Origin of the sequence: Pseudomonas sp. G34 (assembly GCF_031119625.1) — a bacterium.
Lineage (GTDB): Bacteria > Pseudomonadota > Gammaproteobacteria > Pseudomonadales > Pseudomonadaceae > Aquipseudomonas.
This window is the reverse complement of sequence record NZ_JAVHZV010000023.1, coordinates 246714-264152: the sequence shown is the minus strand read 5'-3', so window position 1 is coordinate 264152 and position 17439 is coordinate 246714. Positions and strand designations below refer to the sequence as shown.

17 protein-coding genes are annotated in these 17439 nt (G+C 65.2%); 5 read left to right on the top strand and 12 right to left on the bottom strand.

Going from position 1 to position 17439, the window contains the following annotated elements; all coding sequences use genetic code 11:
* Positions 1–31: 31 nt before the first annotated feature.
* From mrdA to QYS36_RS15680, 5 genes are read right to left on the bottom strand one after another with little or no spacing between them, the layout of a single operon-like run.
* Positions 32–1936, bottom strand: a complete 1905-nt coding sequence (mrdA, locus tag QYS36_RS15700; RefSeq protein ID WP_308840363.1) for a penicillin-binding protein 2 — start codon at positions 1934–1936, stop codon at positions 32–34.
* A gap of 12 nt (positions 1937–1948) precedes the next feature.
* A complete protein-coding gene (gene rlmH, locus QYS36_RS15695; protein ID WP_308840362.1) occupies positions 1949–2416 on the bottom strand; it encodes a 23S rRNA (pseudouridine(1915)-N(3))-methyltransferase RlmH in 468 nt (155 codons plus the stop codon).
* Positions 2417–2425: 9 nt separating this feature from the next.
* Complete coding sequence (gene rsfS, locus QYS36_RS15690; protein WP_308840434.1) at positions 2426–2785, bottom strand: ribosome silencing factor; 360 nt, start codon at positions 2783–2785, stop codon at positions 2426–2428.
* 42 nt (positions 2786–2827) lie between these two features.
* Positions 2828–3472, bottom strand: a complete 645-nt coding sequence (gene nadD / locus QYS36_RS15685; RefSeq protein WP_308840361.1) for a nicotinate-nucleotide adenylyltransferase — start codon at positions 3470–3472, stop codon at positions 2828–2830.
* On the bottom strand, positions 3472–4737 hold the full coding sequence (locus QYS36_RS15680) for a glutamate-5-semialdehyde dehydrogenase (protein WP_308840360.1): 1266 nt from the start codon (positions 4735–4737) through the stop codon (positions 3472–3474). The genes nadD and QYS36_RS15680 overlap by 1 nt, the downstream gene beginning before the upstream one ends.
* A 243-nt stretch (positions 4738–4980) precedes the next feature.
* On the opposite strand from QYS36_RS15680, the gene QYS36_RS15675 reads away from it, so the two are divergent.
* On the top strand, positions 4981–6297 hold the full coding sequence (locus QYS36_RS15675; RefSeq protein WP_308840359.1) for a bifunctional DedA family/phosphatase PAP2 family protein: 1317 nt from the start codon (positions 4981–4983) through the stop codon (positions 6295–6297).
* Here the strand turns inward: QYS36_RS15675 and QYS36_RS15670 are convergent.
* Genes QYS36_RS15670 through QYS36_RS15660 form a run of 3 tightly spaced genes read right to left on the bottom strand, consistent with a single transcriptional unit; the run spans position 6294 to position 7964 of the window.
* Positions 6294–6881 (bottom strand): LON peptidase substrate-binding domain-containing protein, encoded by a 588-nt coding sequence (locus QYS36_RS15670; protein ID WP_308840358.1) that lies wholly within the window; start codon positions 6879–6881, stop codon positions 6294–6296. The genes QYS36_RS15675 and QYS36_RS15670 overlap by 4 nt on opposite strands.
* A gap of 7 nt (positions 6882–6888) precedes the next feature.
* The gene (locus QYS36_RS15665; protein WP_308840357.1) at positions 6889–7605 is read right to left on the bottom strand and encodes an LrgB family protein; all 717 of its coding nucleotides are present in this window, start codon (positions 7603–7605) and stop codon (positions 6889–6891) included.
* Positions 7602–7964, bottom strand: coding sequence for a CidA/LrgA family protein (locus QYS36_RS15660; protein ID WP_308840356.1), 363 nt, complete (start codon positions 7962–7964; stop codon positions 7602–7604). Before QYS36_RS15660 ends, QYS36_RS15665 begins: the two co-directional genes overlap by 4 nt.
* A 187-nt stretch (positions 7965–8151) precedes the next feature.
* Between QYS36_RS15660 and QYS36_RS15655 the strand changes: the two genes are divergently transcribed.
* Both QYS36_RS15655 and QYS36_RS15650 read left to right on the top strand, forming a co-directional pair.
* The gene (locus QYS36_RS15655; RefSeq protein WP_308840355.1) at positions 8152–9831 is read left to right on the top strand and encodes a C13 family peptidase; all 1680 of its coding nucleotides are present in this window, start codon (positions 8152–8154) and stop codon (positions 9829–9831) included.
* 276 nt (positions 9832–10107) lie between these two features.
* Positions 10108–10749, top strand: a complete 642-nt coding sequence (locus QYS36_RS15650; protein WP_308840354.1) for an NAD(P)H-binding protein — start codon at positions 10108–10110, stop codon at positions 10747–10749.
* A gap of 55 nt (positions 10750–10804) precedes the next feature.
* Here QYS36_RS15650 and QYS36_RS15645 read toward each other — a convergent pair whose 3' ends face one another.
* Positions 10805–12118: a citrate:proton symporter gene (locus tag QYS36_RS15645; protein ID WP_308840353.1), complete on the bottom strand. Its 1314-nt coding sequence runs from the start codon at positions 12116–12118 to the stop codon at positions 10805–10807.
* A gap of 197 nt (positions 12119–12315) precedes the next feature.
* Between QYS36_RS15645 and QYS36_RS15640 the strand changes: the two genes are divergently transcribed.
* Positions 12316–13002 (top strand): SDR family oxidoreductase, encoded by a 687-nt coding sequence (locus QYS36_RS15640; protein ID WP_308840352.1) that lies wholly within the window; start codon positions 12316–12318, stop codon positions 13000–13002.
* Positions 13003–13210: 208 nt separating this feature from the next.
* Here QYS36_RS15640 and QYS36_RS15635 read toward each other — a convergent pair whose 3' ends face one another.
* Positions 13211–14305 (bottom strand): calcium:proton antiporter, encoded by a 1095-nt coding sequence (locus tag QYS36_RS15635; RefSeq protein WP_308840351.1) that lies wholly within the window; start codon positions 14303–14305, stop codon positions 13211–13213.
* 158 nt (positions 14306–14463) lie between these two features.
* On the opposite strand from QYS36_RS15635, the gene QYS36_RS15630 reads away from it, so the two are divergent.
* The gene (locus QYS36_RS15630) at positions 14464–15411 is read left to right on the top strand and encodes an adenosine deaminase (RefSeq protein WP_308840350.1); all 948 of its coding nucleotides are present in this window, start codon (positions 14464–14466) and stop codon (positions 15409–15411) included.
* Between the two features lie 111 nt (positions 15412–15522).
* Here QYS36_RS15630 and QYS36_RS15625 read toward each other — a convergent pair whose 3' ends face one another.
* Together QYS36_RS15625 and QYS36_RS15620 are read right to left on the bottom strand one after the other, a co-directional pair.
* The gene (locus tag QYS36_RS15625; protein ID WP_308840349.1) at positions 15523–16002 is read right to left on the bottom strand and encodes a copper chaperone PCu(A)C; all 480 of its coding nucleotides are present in this window, start codon (positions 16000–16002) and stop codon (positions 15523–15525) included.
* A gap of 59 nt (positions 16003–16061) precedes the next feature.
* Positions 16062–17429, bottom strand: a complete 1368-nt coding sequence (locus QYS36_RS15620; RefSeq protein ID WP_308840348.1) for a PepSY domain-containing protein — start codon at positions 17427–17429, stop codon at positions 16062–16064.
* Positions 17430–17439 lie beyond the last annotated feature (10 nt).

The window sequence follows — 17439 nt, the reverse complement described above, 5'->3', positions numbered from 1 at the left end:
GACAGCGTGCGGTCGAAGCTGCCAATCAGGCTCATGGTTGCTTCACCTCTGCATTGAGCGGCGCCGTGGCACCTGGCGTGGCGTACTCGGCCTTGAGCTGGCCATTTTCGTCGAGCAGCCAGGCATCCATCACCTGTTTGACCACCGGCGCGCCGACCCCGGAGCCGGACTCACCATTCTCGACCATCACCGAGACCACGATCTGCGGGTTGTCGGCGGGGGCAAAGCCGACGAACAGGGCATGGTCACGGTGGCGCTCCTGTACCTTGCTGCGGTCATACTTCTCGCCCTGCTTGATCGCCACCACCTGGGCCGTACCGCTCTTGCCGGCGATACGGTAGGCGGCGGCATCGCCGACCTTGCGCGCGGTGCCCCGGGCACCGTGCATCACCGCCTCCATACCCTGGCGCGCGTAATCCCAGTACTTGGGGTCGCGCAGCACGATATCCGGAATCGGGTCGGGGTCGTGGGGTTGGCTGCCGTCGATGGTTCGTGCCAGGTGCGGGCGAATCCACTTGCCCTTGGTGGCCACCAGCGCAGTGGCCTGGGCCAGTTGCAACGGGGTGGCCTGCATGTAGCCCTGGCCGATGCCGAGGATCAGCGTTTCGCCCGGGTACCAGGGCTGCCGGTAGCGGGCGCGTTTCCATTCGCGGGACGGCATCAGGCCGGCGGTTTCCTCGAACATGTCCAGGGACACCCGCTGGCCGATGCCGAAGCGGCTCATGTAGTCGTGCAGGCGATCGATGCCCATCTTGTGGGCCAGATCGTAAAAGTAGGTGTCGTTGGAGCGCATGATCGCCATGTTCAGGTCCACCCAGCCATCGCCGGTGCGGTTCCAGTTGCGGTACTTGTGGCTGTTGTTCGGCAACTGGTAGAAGCCGGGGTCGAACACCCGGGAGCTCGGCGTCACCACCCCGGCATCGAGCCCGGCGACCGCGACCATCGGCTTGATGGTCGAGCCCGGCGGGTACAGGCCGCGCAGCACGCGGTTGTAGAGCGGCCGGTCGATGGAGTCGCGCAGTTCGGCGTAAGCCTTGAAGCTGATGCCGGTGACGAAGGGGTTGGGGTCGAAGCTCGGCTGGCTGACCATCGCCAGTACCTCGCCGGTCTGCGGCTGGATCGCCACCACCGCACCACGTCGCCCACCAAGCGCCTTCTCGGCGACCTCCTGCAGGTGCACGTCGAGGGTCAGCATCACGTCACGACCGGGCAGTGGGTCGGTACGGTTGAGCACGCGCAGCACGCGGCCGCGGGCGTTGGTTTCGACTTCTTCGTAGCCGACCTTGCCGTGCAGCTCGTCCTCGTAGAAACGCTCGATACCGGTCTTGCCGATATGGTGGGTGCCGCTGTACTCGACCGGGTCGAGCTGCTTGAGCTCGCGTTCGTTGATGCGCCCCACGTAGCCGACCGAATGGGCGAAGTGCTCGCGCTGTGGGTAGTGGCGCACCAGCTGGGCGACCACCTCGACGCCGGGCAGGCGAAACTGGTTCACCGCCAGCCGGGCGATCTGCTCTTCGCTGAGTTCGAACAGCACCGGCACCGGCTCGAATGGCCGCCGCCCCTGCTTTACCCGGCGCTCGAACAGCTCGCGATCATCGGGCGTGAGCTCCAGCACCTCGACGATCACGTCGAGCACCTGTTCCCAGTCGCCGGCACGTTCGCGGGTCAGGGTCAGGCTGAAGCTGGGCCGGTTGTCGGCGATGATCACCCCGTTGCGGTCGTAGATCAGCCCGCGGTTGGGCGGAATCGGCTGCACGTGGATGCGGTTGTTTTCCGCCAGGGTGGAGTGGTACTCGTACTGGATCACCTGCAGGTAGTACATGCGGGCCATCAGCACCAGGGTCAGCACCAGGAATACCACGCCACCGACCAGCGCACGCTTGCGAATCAGGCGCGCGTCCTTCTCGTGATCTTTTAGACGGATCGGCTGGGGCATCGGGACCGCTGACTACTTGTGATAAGGGTGACCGGACAACACCGTCCAGGCACGATAAATCTGTTCTCCGACCAGTATCCGTACCAGCGGGTGGGGCAGGGTCAGCGGCGACAGCGACCAGCGCTGCTCGCTGCGTGCCTGGACTTCCGGCGCCAGCCCCTCGGGGCCGCCGACCATCAGGTTGACCGTACGCGAGTCGAGCCGCCACTTGTCCAGCTCGACCGCCAACTGCTCGGTGCTCCAGGGTCGCCCTTCGACTTCCAGGGTGACGATGCGTTCCCCAGGCTGGACTTTGCCCAGCATGGCTTCGCCCTCCTGGCGGATCATCCGCGCCACGTCGGCATTCTTGCCGCGCGTGGTCAGGGGAATTTCCACCAGTTCCAGTGCCAGCTCGGAGGGCATGCGCTTGGCATACTCCTGCCAGCCGTCCTCGACCCAGCGCGGCATGCGCGAGCCGACCGCGATCAGTTTGATGCGCACGGAACGCCCTTACTCGCCTTCGCCACCGTGCTGCGCTCGGCTCTGCTCGGCGCCCTGCCACAGACGCTCCAGGTCATAGAACTGGCGGGTGGTCGGCAGCATCACGTGAACGACGATGTCGCCCAGGTCGAGCAGGGCCCACTCGCCACTGTCCAGGCCTTCGCTACCGATCGGGCGCACGCCCTGTTCCTTGGTCTTTTCCAGCACGTTGTCGACCAGCGACTTGACGTGACGGCTGGAGGTACCACTGGCGATTACCATGTAGTCGGTGATGCTGGTCTTTTCACGCACATCGATGGTGGTGATGTCCTGGGCCTTGATTTCTTCCAGTGCTGCGATGGCCACTTTGACCAGGTCTTCACTGTGCATGGGTTTGTTCGTCATAACGTGCTCGTTTGCCTCGTGTTCGATTCACCCACGGTACAGTCCATGGGCGTTGATGTAAGCCAGAACCGCATCGGGCACCAGAAAGCGCACCGAGCGACCGTTCGCCAATAGCCAACGGATCTGGGTGGCAGACACCGCCAGGGGCGTCTGCCAGATGAAGGAAATCTGTCCTGCCGGGCCTTTCAGCGCCAGCGGGTCTGCCACGTTGCGCGCGGCCATCAGGTCGCGCAGCGGCTCGCTGGCCTCACTGCCGGCATCCGGGCGTTGCAGCACCAGAATGTGGCAGTGCTGCAGCAACTCGTCCCAGCGGTGCCAGGCCGGCAAGCCACAAAAGGCATCCCAGCCCAGAATCAAGAACAGCTGATCCTCGGCAGCCAACTCGCCGCGCAACGACTCCAGGGTGTCGATGCTGTAGGACGGCTTGTCGCGCTTGAGCTCACGGTCATCCACCGTCAGCGGCGCCAACCCCACCACGGCTTGCCTGACCATCGCCAGGCGATCCTGCGCCCCAACCTGCGGGGTCTCACGGTGTGGCGGGCGCGCACTGGGGATCAGTCGCAGCTCGTCCAGGCCCATGAACTCGGCCACCTCCAGCGCACCGCGCAGATGGCCAATGTGCACCGGGTCGAACGTACCGCCCAAGAGCCCGATGCGTTTGCGGTTTGCCATCAGCTGCGCACGTGCCCGTCGCCAAATACCACGTATTTCTCGCTGGTCAGCCCCAGCAGGCCCACCGGGCCGCGGGCGTGCAGTTTGTCGGTGGAAATGCCGATCTCCGCGCCCAGGCCATACTCGAAACCATCGGCGAAGCGCGTCGAGGCGTTGACCATCACCGAGCTGGAATCCACTTCGGTGAGAAACCGCCGCGCGTCACTGAAGTTCTCGGTGATGATCGCGTCGGTGTGTTGCGAGCCGTATGTGTTGATGTGCTCGATGGCCGCATCCAGTGAGTCGACCACGCGAATCGCCAGGATCGGCGCGTTGTACTCGGCGTACCAGTCGTCTTCGCTGGCTTCGAGCACGTCGCTACCCAGCAGCGCACGCGTCTGCCCATCGCCACGCAGCTCGACCCCCTTGTCGCGATAGATGGCGGCCAGCGGCGGCAGCACCCGTGCGGCGATATCGGCGTGCACCAGCAGGGTTTCCATGGTGTTGCACGGCGAGTAGCGCTGGGTTTTCGAGTTGTCGCAAACGCGGATGGCCTTGTCGAGATCGGCGGCGCTGTCCACATAAACGTGGCATACGCCATCCAGATGCTTGATCACCGGCACCTTGGCATCGCGGCTGATACGTTCGATCAGGCCCTTGCCGCCGCGCGGCACGATCACGTCGACGAACTCCGGCATGCTGATCAGCGCGCCGACGGCCGCGCGGTCGGTGGTTTCCACCACCTGCACGGCACTGGCCGGCAAACCGGCTTCTGCCAGGCCGGCCTGGATGCAGCGGGCGATCGCCTGGTTGGAGTGAATCGCTTCGGAGCCGCCGCGCAGGATGGTGGCGTTGCCGGACTTCAGGCACAGGCTGGCCGCATCGATGGTCACGTTGGGACGCGACTCGTAGATGATGCCGATCACGCCCAGCGGTACGCGCATCTTGCCGACCTGGATACCGGACGGCAGGTAGCGCATGCCCTGGATCTCGCCAATCGGGTCCGGCAGCGTGGCAACCTGACGCAGGCCCTCGATCATGCTGTCGATGACCTTCGGGGTCAGCGCCAGGCGGTCGAGCATGGCCGGCTCCAGGCCATTGGCGCGAGCGGCAGCCAGATCGCGCTCGTTGGCGGCGCCCAGCTCGCCACGGGCGGCATCCAGCGCAGCGGCGGCGGCGTGCAGGGCCGCATTCTTCTGGGCGGTGCTGGCCCGCGCGAGCAGGCGCGACGCCTGGCGGGCAGTGCGGCCCAGGCGGGTCATGTAGTCAAGCACGGACTCGGTCATGGCAACTCAGGTCGGCAGTTGGAAAAAGTTGCTGATTATAGCGGTCATGCCGCCCCGCGCACAGCAGCGCCTGGCAGATGGTCATCAACGGCTTGTAACCGGGGGTTTGCACGCCCTTTCAATCAGCCGGCGCGTTGCTATGATCGGCCGCTGTCGCCGTCCGACAGGGCATGCCGGACAAAGGAACCGCTTTTCAGGCCGGCAGGTCGAAGGCTCGATTTCTTCTCTATAAGGTATCCATCCATGGGCCAATGGCTCGATAGTCTGACTACCTGGCTGGCAGCCAACCCGCAATGGCTGGGAATGGCGATCTTTCTGATCGCCTGTATCGAATGCCTGGCCATCGCCGGCATCATCGTTCCCGGCACCGTGCTGCTGTTCGCCGTCGGCGTGATGGCCGGCAATGGTGCCCTGAGCCTGTGGGAAACCCTGCTGCTGGCCTACTTCGGCGGCCTGCTGGGCGATGCCATCTCTTACGCCCTGGGGCGTTATTTCCACCAGGACATCCGCCGCCTGCCGGGCCTGCGCAGCCATCCGCAGTGGCTGAGCGGTGCAGAGAGCTATTTCGAACGCTATGGCGTGGCCAGCCTGCTGCTGGGCCGCTACATCGGCCCGCTGCGCCCCATGCTGCCGATGGTCGCCGGTATGCTGAGCATGCCCCTTGGCCGCTTCATCGCCGTCAGCATGCTCGCCGCCGCCGGTTGGGCAGTCGCCTACCTGCTGCCCGGCTGGGCTGCCGGCGCCGCCTTTCGCCTGCCGTTGCCCGACGGGTTCTGGCCACAGGCGGCCGTGGTGGCCGGCGGCCTGGCGTTGCTGCTGGTGCTCACCGTTCAGAGCAGCCTGCGCGAACAGCACCAGGCCAGCCTGATCGCCGCCGGCCTGGGCACGATCCTGCTGATCGCCCTGTTCATCGGCTGGCCACATCTGATCCAGCTCGACCAGGGCCTGATGACGCTCATCCAGGAAGGCCGTAACCCACGTTTCGATCATATCGCGGTGATGATCACCCACTTTGGCGACTTCGACGTGCAACTGGCAGTTGCCGCGCTGCTATGCATCCTGCTGCTGCTCGCCCGCAAATGGCAGGCGTTGCTGTTCGCCGGCGGTGCCATGCTCAGCACCGCGGTGGCCAACGGGCTGCTCAAGAACCTGTTCGAGCGGGCGCGCCCGGATGTGCTGCTCGAGCCGCTGCATACCTACAGCTTCCCTAGCGGGCACAGCTCGGCGGCCTTTGCCTTGTTTCTCACCGTGGCCATTCTGGCCGGCCGTGGCCAACCGGCCCGCCTGCGCCTGACCTGGATCTTGCTGGCCTGCCTGCCGGCGCTGCTCATCGCCTTGTCACGCGTTTACCTGGGTGTGCACTGGCCGAGCGACATCATCGCCGGCGCGCTGCTGGCCAGCAGCCTGTGCGCGCTGAGCCTGGCGCTGATGCAGCGCTTCGCCTCGCTGCCACCCTTGCCGGCCAGGGTCTGGTGGCTGATCGTGCCAAGTTGCGCGCTGCTCCTGACGGGCATGGCGCTGCTGCGCATGTCGGAGGGTGTGGAGATCTACCGCTACTAGGTTCCGTCGCCCTGCAGTTCCTCCACCCACGCCTGCAGCATGCCCAGGCGCTGGGCGGCATCGGGCTCGGCCAGCAAGGCGACCTTCTGCTCGGCGCTGAACGGCAGCAGGTAGGCGAGCTTGTCGGCCAGCTCGCCCTGGCTGTCGGCGCCACCGGCCATGTCCAGGCTGGCGACCATCGGGTGCTCGGCCAGGGCGCCGAGCAGCGCCAGCAGATCGGCATGCTCCTCGCCCAGCGGCAGCTCGGGCTGCGCTTCCAGCCACTCGATCTGGGCCAGGGTCAGCTTGTCCGGCAGCACCTGGGCCTGTTTGACCCGAAAGCGCCGCCCGCCCTGCACGCGAATACCCAACAGCCCATTGGGGCGCTGCTGGAAGTCGGTGATCCGCGCTTCACAGCCGATCTGCACGACGCGCTCGGCGGCCTCGCCAACCTCGGCGCCTACGACGATGCACACCACGCCGAAACCTTCGCCCTGCTTCATGCAGCGGCTGATCATGTCCAGGTAGCGCGCTTCGAAAATCTGCAGATCCAGCTGGCAGCCGGGAAACAGGACGGTGTGCAGCGGAAATAGCGGTAGGGTCATAGGGCTCTCAACTCAGGAAGACGACGGCCAGGGGCAGCAGGATCGCCGTGAACACGCCCATCAGGCTCATCGCCAGGGCCGCGAAGGCGCCGCACTCCTCGCTCTCCTGCATGGCCCGGGCGGTACCGACCGCGTGGGCGGTCATGCCCAGTGCCATGCCCATGGCGGCATGATTGCGCACCCCGCACAGGCGCAGCAACGACGGCCCGACGATCGCCCCCAGCACGCCGGTGATCATCACGAACACTGCCGCCAGTGCCGCCAGCCCACCGATCTGGCTGGCCACCAGCATGGCGATTGGCGAGGTAACGGACTTGGGCGCCATGCTCATCAGCATGTTGTGCTCGGCACCGAGCAGCCAGGCCAGCGCCACCCCCAGCACGGTGGCGACCACGCCGGCGACCAGCAGCGTAAGCAGCGTAGGCCAGAAGACCTGGCGAATACGCCGCAGGTTCAGGTACAGCGGCACGGCCAGGGCGACGGTGGCCGGGCCGAGGAAAATGGTCAGCGCCTCGGCACTGGCCTGGTATTCGCCGAAGGTCAGGCCGCACAGCAGCAGAATGGCGATCACCAGCGTGGTGGATACCAGCACCGGCTGCAGGAATACCAGGCGGCTTCTTTCGTAAGCGGCCATCGCCAGCTGATAGGCGCCCAGGGTGACGCCCGCCCCGAACAGCGGATGATGGGTGACGGCCAGCCAGGCGCCGTGCCAGTCGAGCATCATGGCTGCTCCCGACGGCGTGCCTGACGCTCGATCAGCTTTTGCATCATCCAGCCGGCGAACGCCAGCGAAAGGATCAACGACAACACCAGGGCACCGATCACCGCCCAGAAGTCGGCGACGATCGCCTCGGCATACGCCATCACCCCGACTGCCGGCGGCACCAGCAGCAGTGGCAGGTATTTGAGCAGGCCACTGGCGGCCTGCTGGATCGGCTCATCGACCTGGCCCCGGCAGAGCAGAAACACCACCAGCAGCAGCATGCCGAGAATCGGCCCCGGCAGCATCGGCAGCAACAGCGCATTGATCGCAGTACCGAGCAATTGGCACAGCACCAGCCAGAACAGGCCACGAAGCAGCATGATTATCCCCCGCAAACTCGACAGGCCGACCGGCTTGCCCACCCTCAAAGACGGCCATTATAGGCCGCTAAGCCTGGCCACTTAACAGGGCCAGATCGCCTGCCATCGAGCAGTTCAGTGCAACAGCGCGCAGCCAGATGCTTTGCGGCATACTGCCAGCCTCGCTCATCCGACAGGGACGTCCTGCATGCTCCGCCTCGCGCCTCTGGCCCTGACCATCGCCCTCGCTGCCTGCGGCCAAAGTGCTTCACTGCTCCCTGCCGATGCCATCCTGCCGGACGGTTCGCGCTACCACGGCACCGTGGTCGAAGGCCTGCTGCAGGGCGAAGGCCGCCTCGAGTATCCCGATGGCAGCCGCTACGTCGGCCACTTCGTCGATGGCCAACGCCACGGCGCCGGGGAGTGGCGAGGCGCCAATGGCGAGCATTACGTCGGCGAGTTCGCCGCCGGCCGTTACGACGGCCAAGGCACCCTGAACAAGGCCGACGGCAGCCACTACAGCGGCGGCTTCCGTCAGGGCCAGTTCAGCGGCGAAGGCGTGCTGCAGGAAACCGGGCAGACCTACCGCGGGCAGTTCCGCGCGGGCCGCTTTCACGGCTTCGGCATTCTCGAGCAGGCCGACGGCAGCCGCTTCCAGGGCGTTTTCGCCAACGGCCTGCCAGACGGCCAGGGCATGCGCGAAGACGAACTGGGCAACCAGCTTTCCGGGCACTTCGTCGGCGGCCAGCTCAAGGGCGCCGGCAGCTACCGCGGCAGCGAGGGTGACAGCTACGACGGCGAACTCAGGGACAGCCTGTTCCATGGCAAGGGCCGCTACCAGAGCGCCAGCGGCGAGGCCTGGAGCGGCACCTTCGTCGAGGGCGCCCTCACCGGCAAGGGCGAATACCGTGGCACCGATGGCAGCCGCTATAGGGGGCAATTCCGCGACTGGCGCTACCAGGGCGAAGGCCATCTGCAACGAGCCGACGGCAGCCGCTATGACGGCCAGTTCGCCAATGGCCAGTTCCACGGCCAGGGCACCCTGGTCAATGCCGATGGCACGAAACAGCAGGGCACCTGGCGGCGCGGCCTGCGGGTGCGCGACGAAAACGGCCAGGCGTTGCCCGACCCGCTGGAAATCGGCCTGCTGAAACAGGGTGATCTGCTCGACCGGGCCATCGCCGCGCTACCGGCCTCCACCCCACGCAGCGAACTCTACGCCCTGACCCTGGCCGGTGACGGCAAGCAGAGCGTGTTCCTGCGCGAGGCCGACTACGTGGCCGATCTGCTCGCCGAGCGTTTTTCCGCGTACGGCCGCATCACGTTGGCCAACCACCGCGATCACCTCGCCGATCGCCCCCTGGCGACCCGCGAGAACCTGCGCCGCGCGGTGCAGGCCATCGCCGAACGCAGCGGGCCGGAAGACCTGGTGTTCATCTACCTGACCAGCCACGGCTCGCGCACCCACGAGCTGAACCTGGACCAGCCGCGCCTGCAACTCGCCGACCTGCCCGCCGACGAATTGGCCAGCCTGCTCGAGCCCCTCGCTGAGCGCCACAAGGTGGTGGTGATTTCCGCCTGCTATTCCGGCGGCTTCATACCTGCCCTCAAAGACGACAAGACCCTGCTGATGACCGCCGCCCGCGCCGACCGGGTGTCATTCGGCTGCTCCGAGGAGGCCGACTTCACCTACTTCGGCCGCGCCCTGTTCGCCGAAGCGCTGCAGCAAACCGGTGATCTGCAAAAGGCCTTCGAGCTGGCCCGCGCGGCGGTGGCCGAACGCGAGCAGGCCGATGGCTTCGAGCCGTCCGAACCGCAGATCTGGGCGCCTGCCGCGGTACTCGAGCACTGGAATGCGCTGCGCCAGGCAGACAGCGAAGCGCCTTGAACGATAAATCGGCGATTGCCCTCTAAACTTCATAACAGGCTGTTGAAAAGCGTAGGCGAGGCAGCCAGTGCAAGGCAAAAACAGCCGAAACGTAGCGCAGCGTAGTAACAGCCGAAGGCTGGCCCGCAGGTCGAACGAAGTGAGTCAAAAGCGCAGTTTACATGCTGTAAATGAGCATTTTGACTGGGCTCGCAGGCGAGGCTGTTTTTAACGCAGCAACGGCAACGCAGGTAGTTTTTCAACGGCCTGATAGTGAATAGCAGTCGAGGATCGACCATGTATCTGACTCCCCAGCACATTCTTCTGGCAGGCGCTTCGGGCATGACCGGTGAACACCTGCTCGATCGCCTGCTCAACGAACCCACCGTCGAGCGCGTGCTGGCCCCGAGTCGCAAGCCGTTGGCCGAACACCCACACCTGGAAAATCCGGTCGGCGAACTGCTCGAGCTGCTGCCCGCCCTCAACGGCCCGGTGCACACCGCATTCTGCTGCCTGGGCAGCACCATCAAGCAGGCGGGCTCGCAAGACGCCTTTCGCGCCGTCGATCACGATCTGGTGGTGGCCTTCGCTGCCCGTGTCCGGGAGCTGGGCGCGCGACACCTGCTGGTGGTCAGCGCCATCGGCGCCGACCCGGGCGCCTCGGTGTTCTACAACCGCATCAAGGGACAAACCGAAGAGGCGCTCAAGGCCCAGGGCTGGCCGCAACTGACCATTGCCCGCCCTTCCCTGCTGCTCGGCCCGCGCAACGAGTTTCGCCTCGGCGAGCGCCTGGCCGCACCCTTGCTGCGCTGGCTGCCGGGCAAGCACCGCGCCATCGACGTGACGGCCCTGGCTCGCGCCCTGTGGCGCCTGGCCCTGGAAGAAGGTGAAGGGTTGCGCATCGTCGAGTCCGACGAGCTGCGGCGCCTGGGGCGCTAGCAACAAAAAAGGCGCCGTTTTTCACGGCGCCTTTTTGGTTCAGCACAGGCGTTGTTCAGAACAGGCCGAGGGCCCAGGCAGTGGCGAACAGCGCCAGCGAGAAGCCCCACATCCACCAGAACGAATAGCGAATGTGCTTGCCCATCTCCAGCCGCGCCAGGCCGAGCGCCAGCCACAGCGCCGGCGAGAACGGGCTGATGAAGGTACCGATGATATTGCCGATCATCAGCGCGTAAACCACGCTCGGCGCGGCCACGCCATGGCCTTCGACCACTTCCATCACCACCGGCAGGAGCCCGAAGTAATAGGCGTCGGTGTTGAGCAGGAACTCCATGGGGAAGCCGAACACGCCAAGGATGATGTGCAACTGACCGACCATCCCGGCGGGCAGCACCTTGACCAGATCCTGGGCGATCGAGGTGAGCATGCCGGTGCCGGAGAGAATGCCCAGCATCGAACCGGCCGCCAGGATGATCATGCCCATTCCCAGCGCGGCGGAAGAATGCGCCGCGATGCGCTGCATCTGCAGCTTGCCGTTGGGGTAGTTGATCAGCAGTGCCAGGCTCAGGCCGATCATGAACACGTAACCGGCCGGCAGCACGCCGGTGAATAGCGCCACCAGCACCAGCACGAACAGGCCGAAGTTGATCCACATGCGCCCCGGGCGCTCGAGTGCGCGCTCTTCGTCACTGATCTCGCCAGGCGCGCCGACATGATCCACCGCACCATCGTCCACCAGGGTGCCGCCGGTTGCGGCGATGCGCCGCTGTTCGCGCCAGCCGAGAAATGCCGCCAGCAGCACCAGCAGAACGACACCGGTGCCCTGGATGACCAGCAGTGGTCGCCACAGTTCGGTGACGTCCAGGCCGGTAACGGCTGCCGAACGGCCCAACGGCCCCGCCCAAGGCACCATGTTGAGAATGCCGGCACCGGTGGCCAGCAACATCAGCATCAGGTAGGGGCTCATGCGCAGCTGCTTGTACAGCGGCAACAGGGCGGGAATGGTCAGCAGGAAGGTGGTGGCACCGGCGCCATCGAGGTGGGCCAGCATGCCGATGACCGCCGTGGCGACCGCTACGGCGATGACGTTGCCTCGGGTCAGCTTGACCAGGAAGCCGATGATCGGGCGGAACAGCCCGGTGTCCTGCAGCACGCCGAAGAAGGTGATGGCAAAGATGAACATGGTGGCGATGGCCATCACCTTACCGACGCCATCGGTGAAGAATCCGGAAATCTCCTCGGTGCCGAAGCCCGCACACAGCGCACCCAGCAGGGGCACCACGATCAGTGGCAATACAGGTGACATGCGCCCGCTGAGCAACAGCACCACCAGACAGAAAATGGTCAACAAGCCAATCAGGGTCAACAAACCGGGTTCTCCTCTTTTTCTTGTTCAAGTCGGTGCGGACACGGACACGAAGCGCGGACTCTAGACCAGAAACCTTTCACGAACCTTTATTACATGGCGTGCTAAGCCCATGATTTGTCAGTGAATATGTAGTAATGCGAGGTAACAGTTGCACCGCCTTGCTAAGCTGATGGCCTTGCCACTAGCGGAGTTTCGCCATGCCTTCGAACAAAACTGCCCTGATCATCGGTGCCTCGCGCGGTATCGGCCTGGGCCTGGTACGTCAGCTGCACAGTGACGGCTGGCAGGTCACCGCCACCGTGCGTACCCCGACCCGCGCCAGCGAGCTGCAGGCCTTGAAAGGCGTGCAGATCGAATCGCTGGATATCGACGATGCGGCTGCGCTGAATGCCCTGGTGCAGCGTCTGCAGGGCCAGGTGTTCGACCTGCTGTTCGTCAATGCCGGCATCCTGGGCCCCAGCCATCAGTCGGCCGCCAAGGCCACCATCGAGGAACTCGGTCAGCTGTTCATGACCAACGTGACGGCGCCGATTCGCCTGGCCGAACGCCTGGTCGGCCAGCTGCGTCCACAGACCGGCGTGCTGGCATTCATGAGTTCGGGGCTGGGCAGCGTGGCCAACCCGGAAGGCAACAACCTGGCGCTGTACAAGGCCAGCAAGGCGGCGCTCAACTCGCTGACCAACAGCTTCGTCTGCGAACTGCCAGAGCCGCGCCCGACGGTGCTGTCGTTGCACCCGGGCTGGGTGAAGACCGACATGGGCGGCGAGAACGCCATGGTCGAAGTGGCCGACAGCTGCCGCGGCCTGATCGCCCAGGTCGAACGCTTCGCCGGCCAGGGCGGCCACCACTTCGTCGACTACCTGGGCCAGAAGATCGATTGGTAAGAGGGATTCTGGCTGCAGCTTGATGGGCTAGCGCCTACGCAGCCCGGCCCATCCTACAGTTCTGAGAGCAAGCCGATATCCAGTGGGAGCGGGCCATGCCCGCGAATCTATTGTGCGCATGACGCGCTCCCACGGATCGGCGTGAGACCCTAGGATGGGTCGAGCCGCGCAGGCGCAGCCCATCAAGACCGCGGCAAAGACGCCAAGCCTATAACCCCAGCATCGCCAACATGATGAATGTGGCGAACAGCACGAAGTGGGTCATGCCCTCGATGGCGTTGGTCTCACCGTCGTTGAGGTTGATGGCGCAGACGATCAGGGTGATGAACACCATCACCGTCTGCACCGGGGTCATGGCCATCTGGAACGGCTGACCGCTGTACAGCGCCATGGCCTCCATCACCGGTACGGTAAGAATCACCGTCGACAGCGACGCGCCCAGGGCGATGTTGACCACCGACTGCATGCGATTGGCCAGCGCCGCCCTGAGCGCGGTCAGGATCTCCGGCGCCGCGGAAATGCCGGCGACCACGATGGCGGTGAGCACCGGTGGCGCGCCGGTCCCTTCCAGGCCGACATCCAGCGCCAGGGACATCACCTCGGCCAGCACGCCGATGACGATCACCCCGAACACCAGCACGCCAATCGACCAACCGACGTTGACCTGTTCCTCGCCACCCCCGTGCCCCTCACCGCCGCGGTTCTTCTTCTCCGGATAGGCATAACTGAAGAAGTAGCTGTGCGGGCCGACCTGCATGCGCAGGAACACCGCGTAGAGCACCAGCATGGCGCCGATGGTGAACATCGAATACGCCTTCCAGTCCGCCTCGGGAATGAACTCGGGCACCACCATGGAAATGCCCATGGCGGTCAGGATCATCACGCTGTAGCTGCGCGCCGAGTCGTCGTTGTAGGACTGCTCGCCGTGCTTGAGCCCGCCCATCAGCGCGGCCAGGCCGAGGATGCCGTTGATGTCGAGCATCACCGCCGAATAGATGGTGTCGCGCACCAGGGTCGGCGACGCCTGGTTGCTCATCATGATCGCCAGGATCACCACCTCGACGAGCACCGCCGAGAGGGTGAGGATCATGGTGCCGTAGGGGTCGCCGACCCGCTCGGCCAGTTGCTCGGCATGGTGGGCGACGCGCAACGAGGCACAGACGATGGCGGCGATCAGCGCCACGGCACCGATCAGCGCGACGCCCTGGCCATGGCCGAGCAGCGCGTGTTCCATGGGCAGGGCGATCAGGGCGGCGAGCACGGCCAGCAGCAGCCAGTATTCCTGCTTGATGGCATTCAACATGGGTGATTCCTTTCCAAGAAGAGCAGAACGATCCTGCTCCGACTGCAACATCCTGTAAATAATTCCAGTCACTTACCGTTGGTGCCGTTCAATGCCGCAGGCTTGAGCGCATGCAGGTAAACTTGCCGACCGTGTTTTAGCTGACCGAGATTGTTCCCATGTACGACTGGCTCAACGCCCTGCCCAAGGCCGAACTGCACCTGCACCTCGAAGGCTCCCTCGAGCCCGAACTGCTGTTCGCCCTGGCCGAGCGCAACCGCATCGCCCTGCCCTGGAACGATGTCGAGGCGCTACGCGCGGCTTACGCCTTCAACAACCTGCAGGAATTCCTCGACCTGTATTACCGCGGCGCCGACGTGCTGCGCACCGAGCAGGACTTCTACGACCTGACCTGGGCCTACCTGCTCAAGTGCAAGGCGCAGAACGTGGTGCACGTCGAGCCGTTCTTCGACCCGCAGACCCACACCGACCGCGGCATTCCCTTCGAAGTGGTGATGCGCGGCATCAAGGCGGCATTGGTCGATGGCGAAAAGCGGCTGGGCATCAGCCATGGCCTGATCCTCGCGTTCCTGCGTCACCTGCCGGAAGAGCAGGCCTTCCAGACCCTGGAGCAGGCCATGCCGTTTCGCGATGCCTTTATCGGCGTCGGCCTGGACAGCTCGGAGCAAGGCTTTCCGCCGCGGCTGTTCGAGCGGGTGTTTGCCAAGGCCCGCAGCGAAGGCCTGCATGCGGTGGCGCATGCCGGTGAGGAAGGCCCACCCGAATACATCTGGGAGGCGCTGGATCTGCTGAAGATCGTGCGCATCGACCATGGCGTACGCGCCAGCGAAGACAAGCGCCTGATGCAACGGATCATCGACGAGCAGATTCCGCTGACCGTCTGCCCGCTGTCCAACACCAAGCTCTGCGTGTTCGAGCACATGGGCCAGCACAACATTCTCGACATGCTCGAGCGCGGCGTGAAGGTCACGGTCAACTCCGACGACCCGGCCTATTTCGGCGGCTACGTCACCGAGAACTTCATGGCCCTGCACGAAGGCCTGGGCATGAGCGAAGAGCAGGCCAAGCGCCTGGCCCAGAACAGCCTGGATGCCCGACTGGCGTGAGTAGCCCGGTGTTGAGCGCAGCGATACCCGGGGCAGGTAATTCCTGGGTATCGCTGCGCTCAACCCAGGCTACGGGCTAGAACCTTTAGGCAAGTTGCCAAGCACTGGCAATCAATGCCCCTTATGCTCATGCCCACCCTCAGCCGCCGGCTCGTCCTTCTGCACCGCCACCTCGACCGTCACCGGCCCGGCCTTTTCGAAGGTCAGGGTCATGGGGAAGCGGTCGCCGGCCTGGGCCTGCTGCTTCAGGTTGAAGAGCATCACGTGGTAGCCCATGGGCGCGAACTTCACCTCGCCGCCGGCGGGAATCACCACGTTGTGCACCTGCTGCATCTTCATTAGGCCGTTCACATGGGCGTGCTCGTGAATCTCTGCCTTGCCGGCCACCGGCGTGTCGACGCCGAGCAGGCGGTCATCGGCATCGCCCTTGTTGTGCACCACGAAGTAGGCGGCGGCAGTCGGCGCCACCGGCGGCATTTCCCGCGACCAGGGGTGGTCGATATGCAGTTGGCCAACCTCGTATTCGTGCGCGTTGGCCAGCAGGCTGGTGGCGAGCAGTGCGGCGGTCAGAACCAGTTTCTTCAGTGTCATGGTGCATCTCCTTCAATCGAATTCGGTTGTGTCGGCCGCCATGGGGGCGACCGGTTACGTCAGGCCAGGCGCCGGGTGGCGAGGCGCGACAGGAGCAGGAAATCCAGCGCCCAGATCGCCAGCAGCGAGGCGCCGACCAGGGGGAACAGCACGCCCAGGCCGATCATGATCGCCACGCCGACCTTCCAGCGCGGCAGGTCATGGCGCAGCGGCGGCACGCCGAGGCTGCCACTGGGCCGGCGCTTCCACCACATGACCAGGCCGCTGACCGAGCTGAGCAGAATCATCAGGCACACGGCGAGGATGAACAGCTGGTGCGGCAGGCCGTAGAGCTTGCCCTGGTGCAGCATCACGCCGCTCTCCACCGCCCGCGCCGCCAGGCCATAGTCGGCCCAGCGCACGTCCGCAAGCACCGCACCGCTGTACTGGTCGACATGCAGGGTGGCGTCGTTGCGCGGATCGTCGGCGAACACCGAAATGGTATAGACGCCGCTCGGGGTGGCCGGGAAGCTGATGCTGTAACCCGGGTGCACGCCACGCTCGCTGGCGATATCCACCACCTGCTGCAGGCCCACGGTCGGGTTGGCGGTAGACGCTGGCGCCGCACCGCCATTGTGCGCCGCATGCGGATCGGATTCGGGCAGCGGGCTGTTCTCCAGCGCCCAGGGCACGGTCTGCTTGTGGCTCAGGTTGAGCTCGCCAGCCTGGCGATCAGAGGTCGGTACCTGATCCCACATGGCCGCCGGAAACTGATTCCAGGCGCCGGCGAACTGCTTGCCCCAGAAGCCCGTCCAGGTCATGCCGGTGAGCAGCATGAACAGCAGCAGCAAGGCGCCCCAGAAGCCGGTGACGGCATGCAGGTCGCGCCAGAGCAACCGGCCACGGGCTGACAGGCGCGGCCACAGGACGCCAGCACCCGCGCCGCGCCCGCGCGGCCACCACAGGTACAGCCCGGAAACCACCAGCACCACGCCCCAACCGGCGGCCAGCTCGATCAACCGATCGCCCGGGGTGCCGATCAACAGATCGGCGTGCAGCGCACGGGCCAGGGCCTGCAGGTTGTTGCGCGTGTCCTGAGTACCGAGGATGGCGCCCTGGTAGGGGTCGACGAATACCGTGCGGGTGCGCTCGCCGACCTTCACCACGAACTGGGCGCTATGGCTGGCATCTACCGGCGGCAGGTACTTGCCGATGCTGCCCTGGGGATAAACCGCCTGGACCCGGCCGAGCAGCTCGTCGGCGCTCAGTGGCTGCCCCGAAGTCTCGACCTGCAGCAGGTCGGCGTACATCAGCTGGTCGAGCTGCGGCTTGAACAGGTAGATGATGCCGGTCAGCGACAGCATGATCATGAAGGGAATGACGAACAGGCCGGCATAGAAGTGCCAGCGCCAGGCCAGGTTATAGAACGAGGGTGTCGAGTTTTTCATGTGAAGCCTG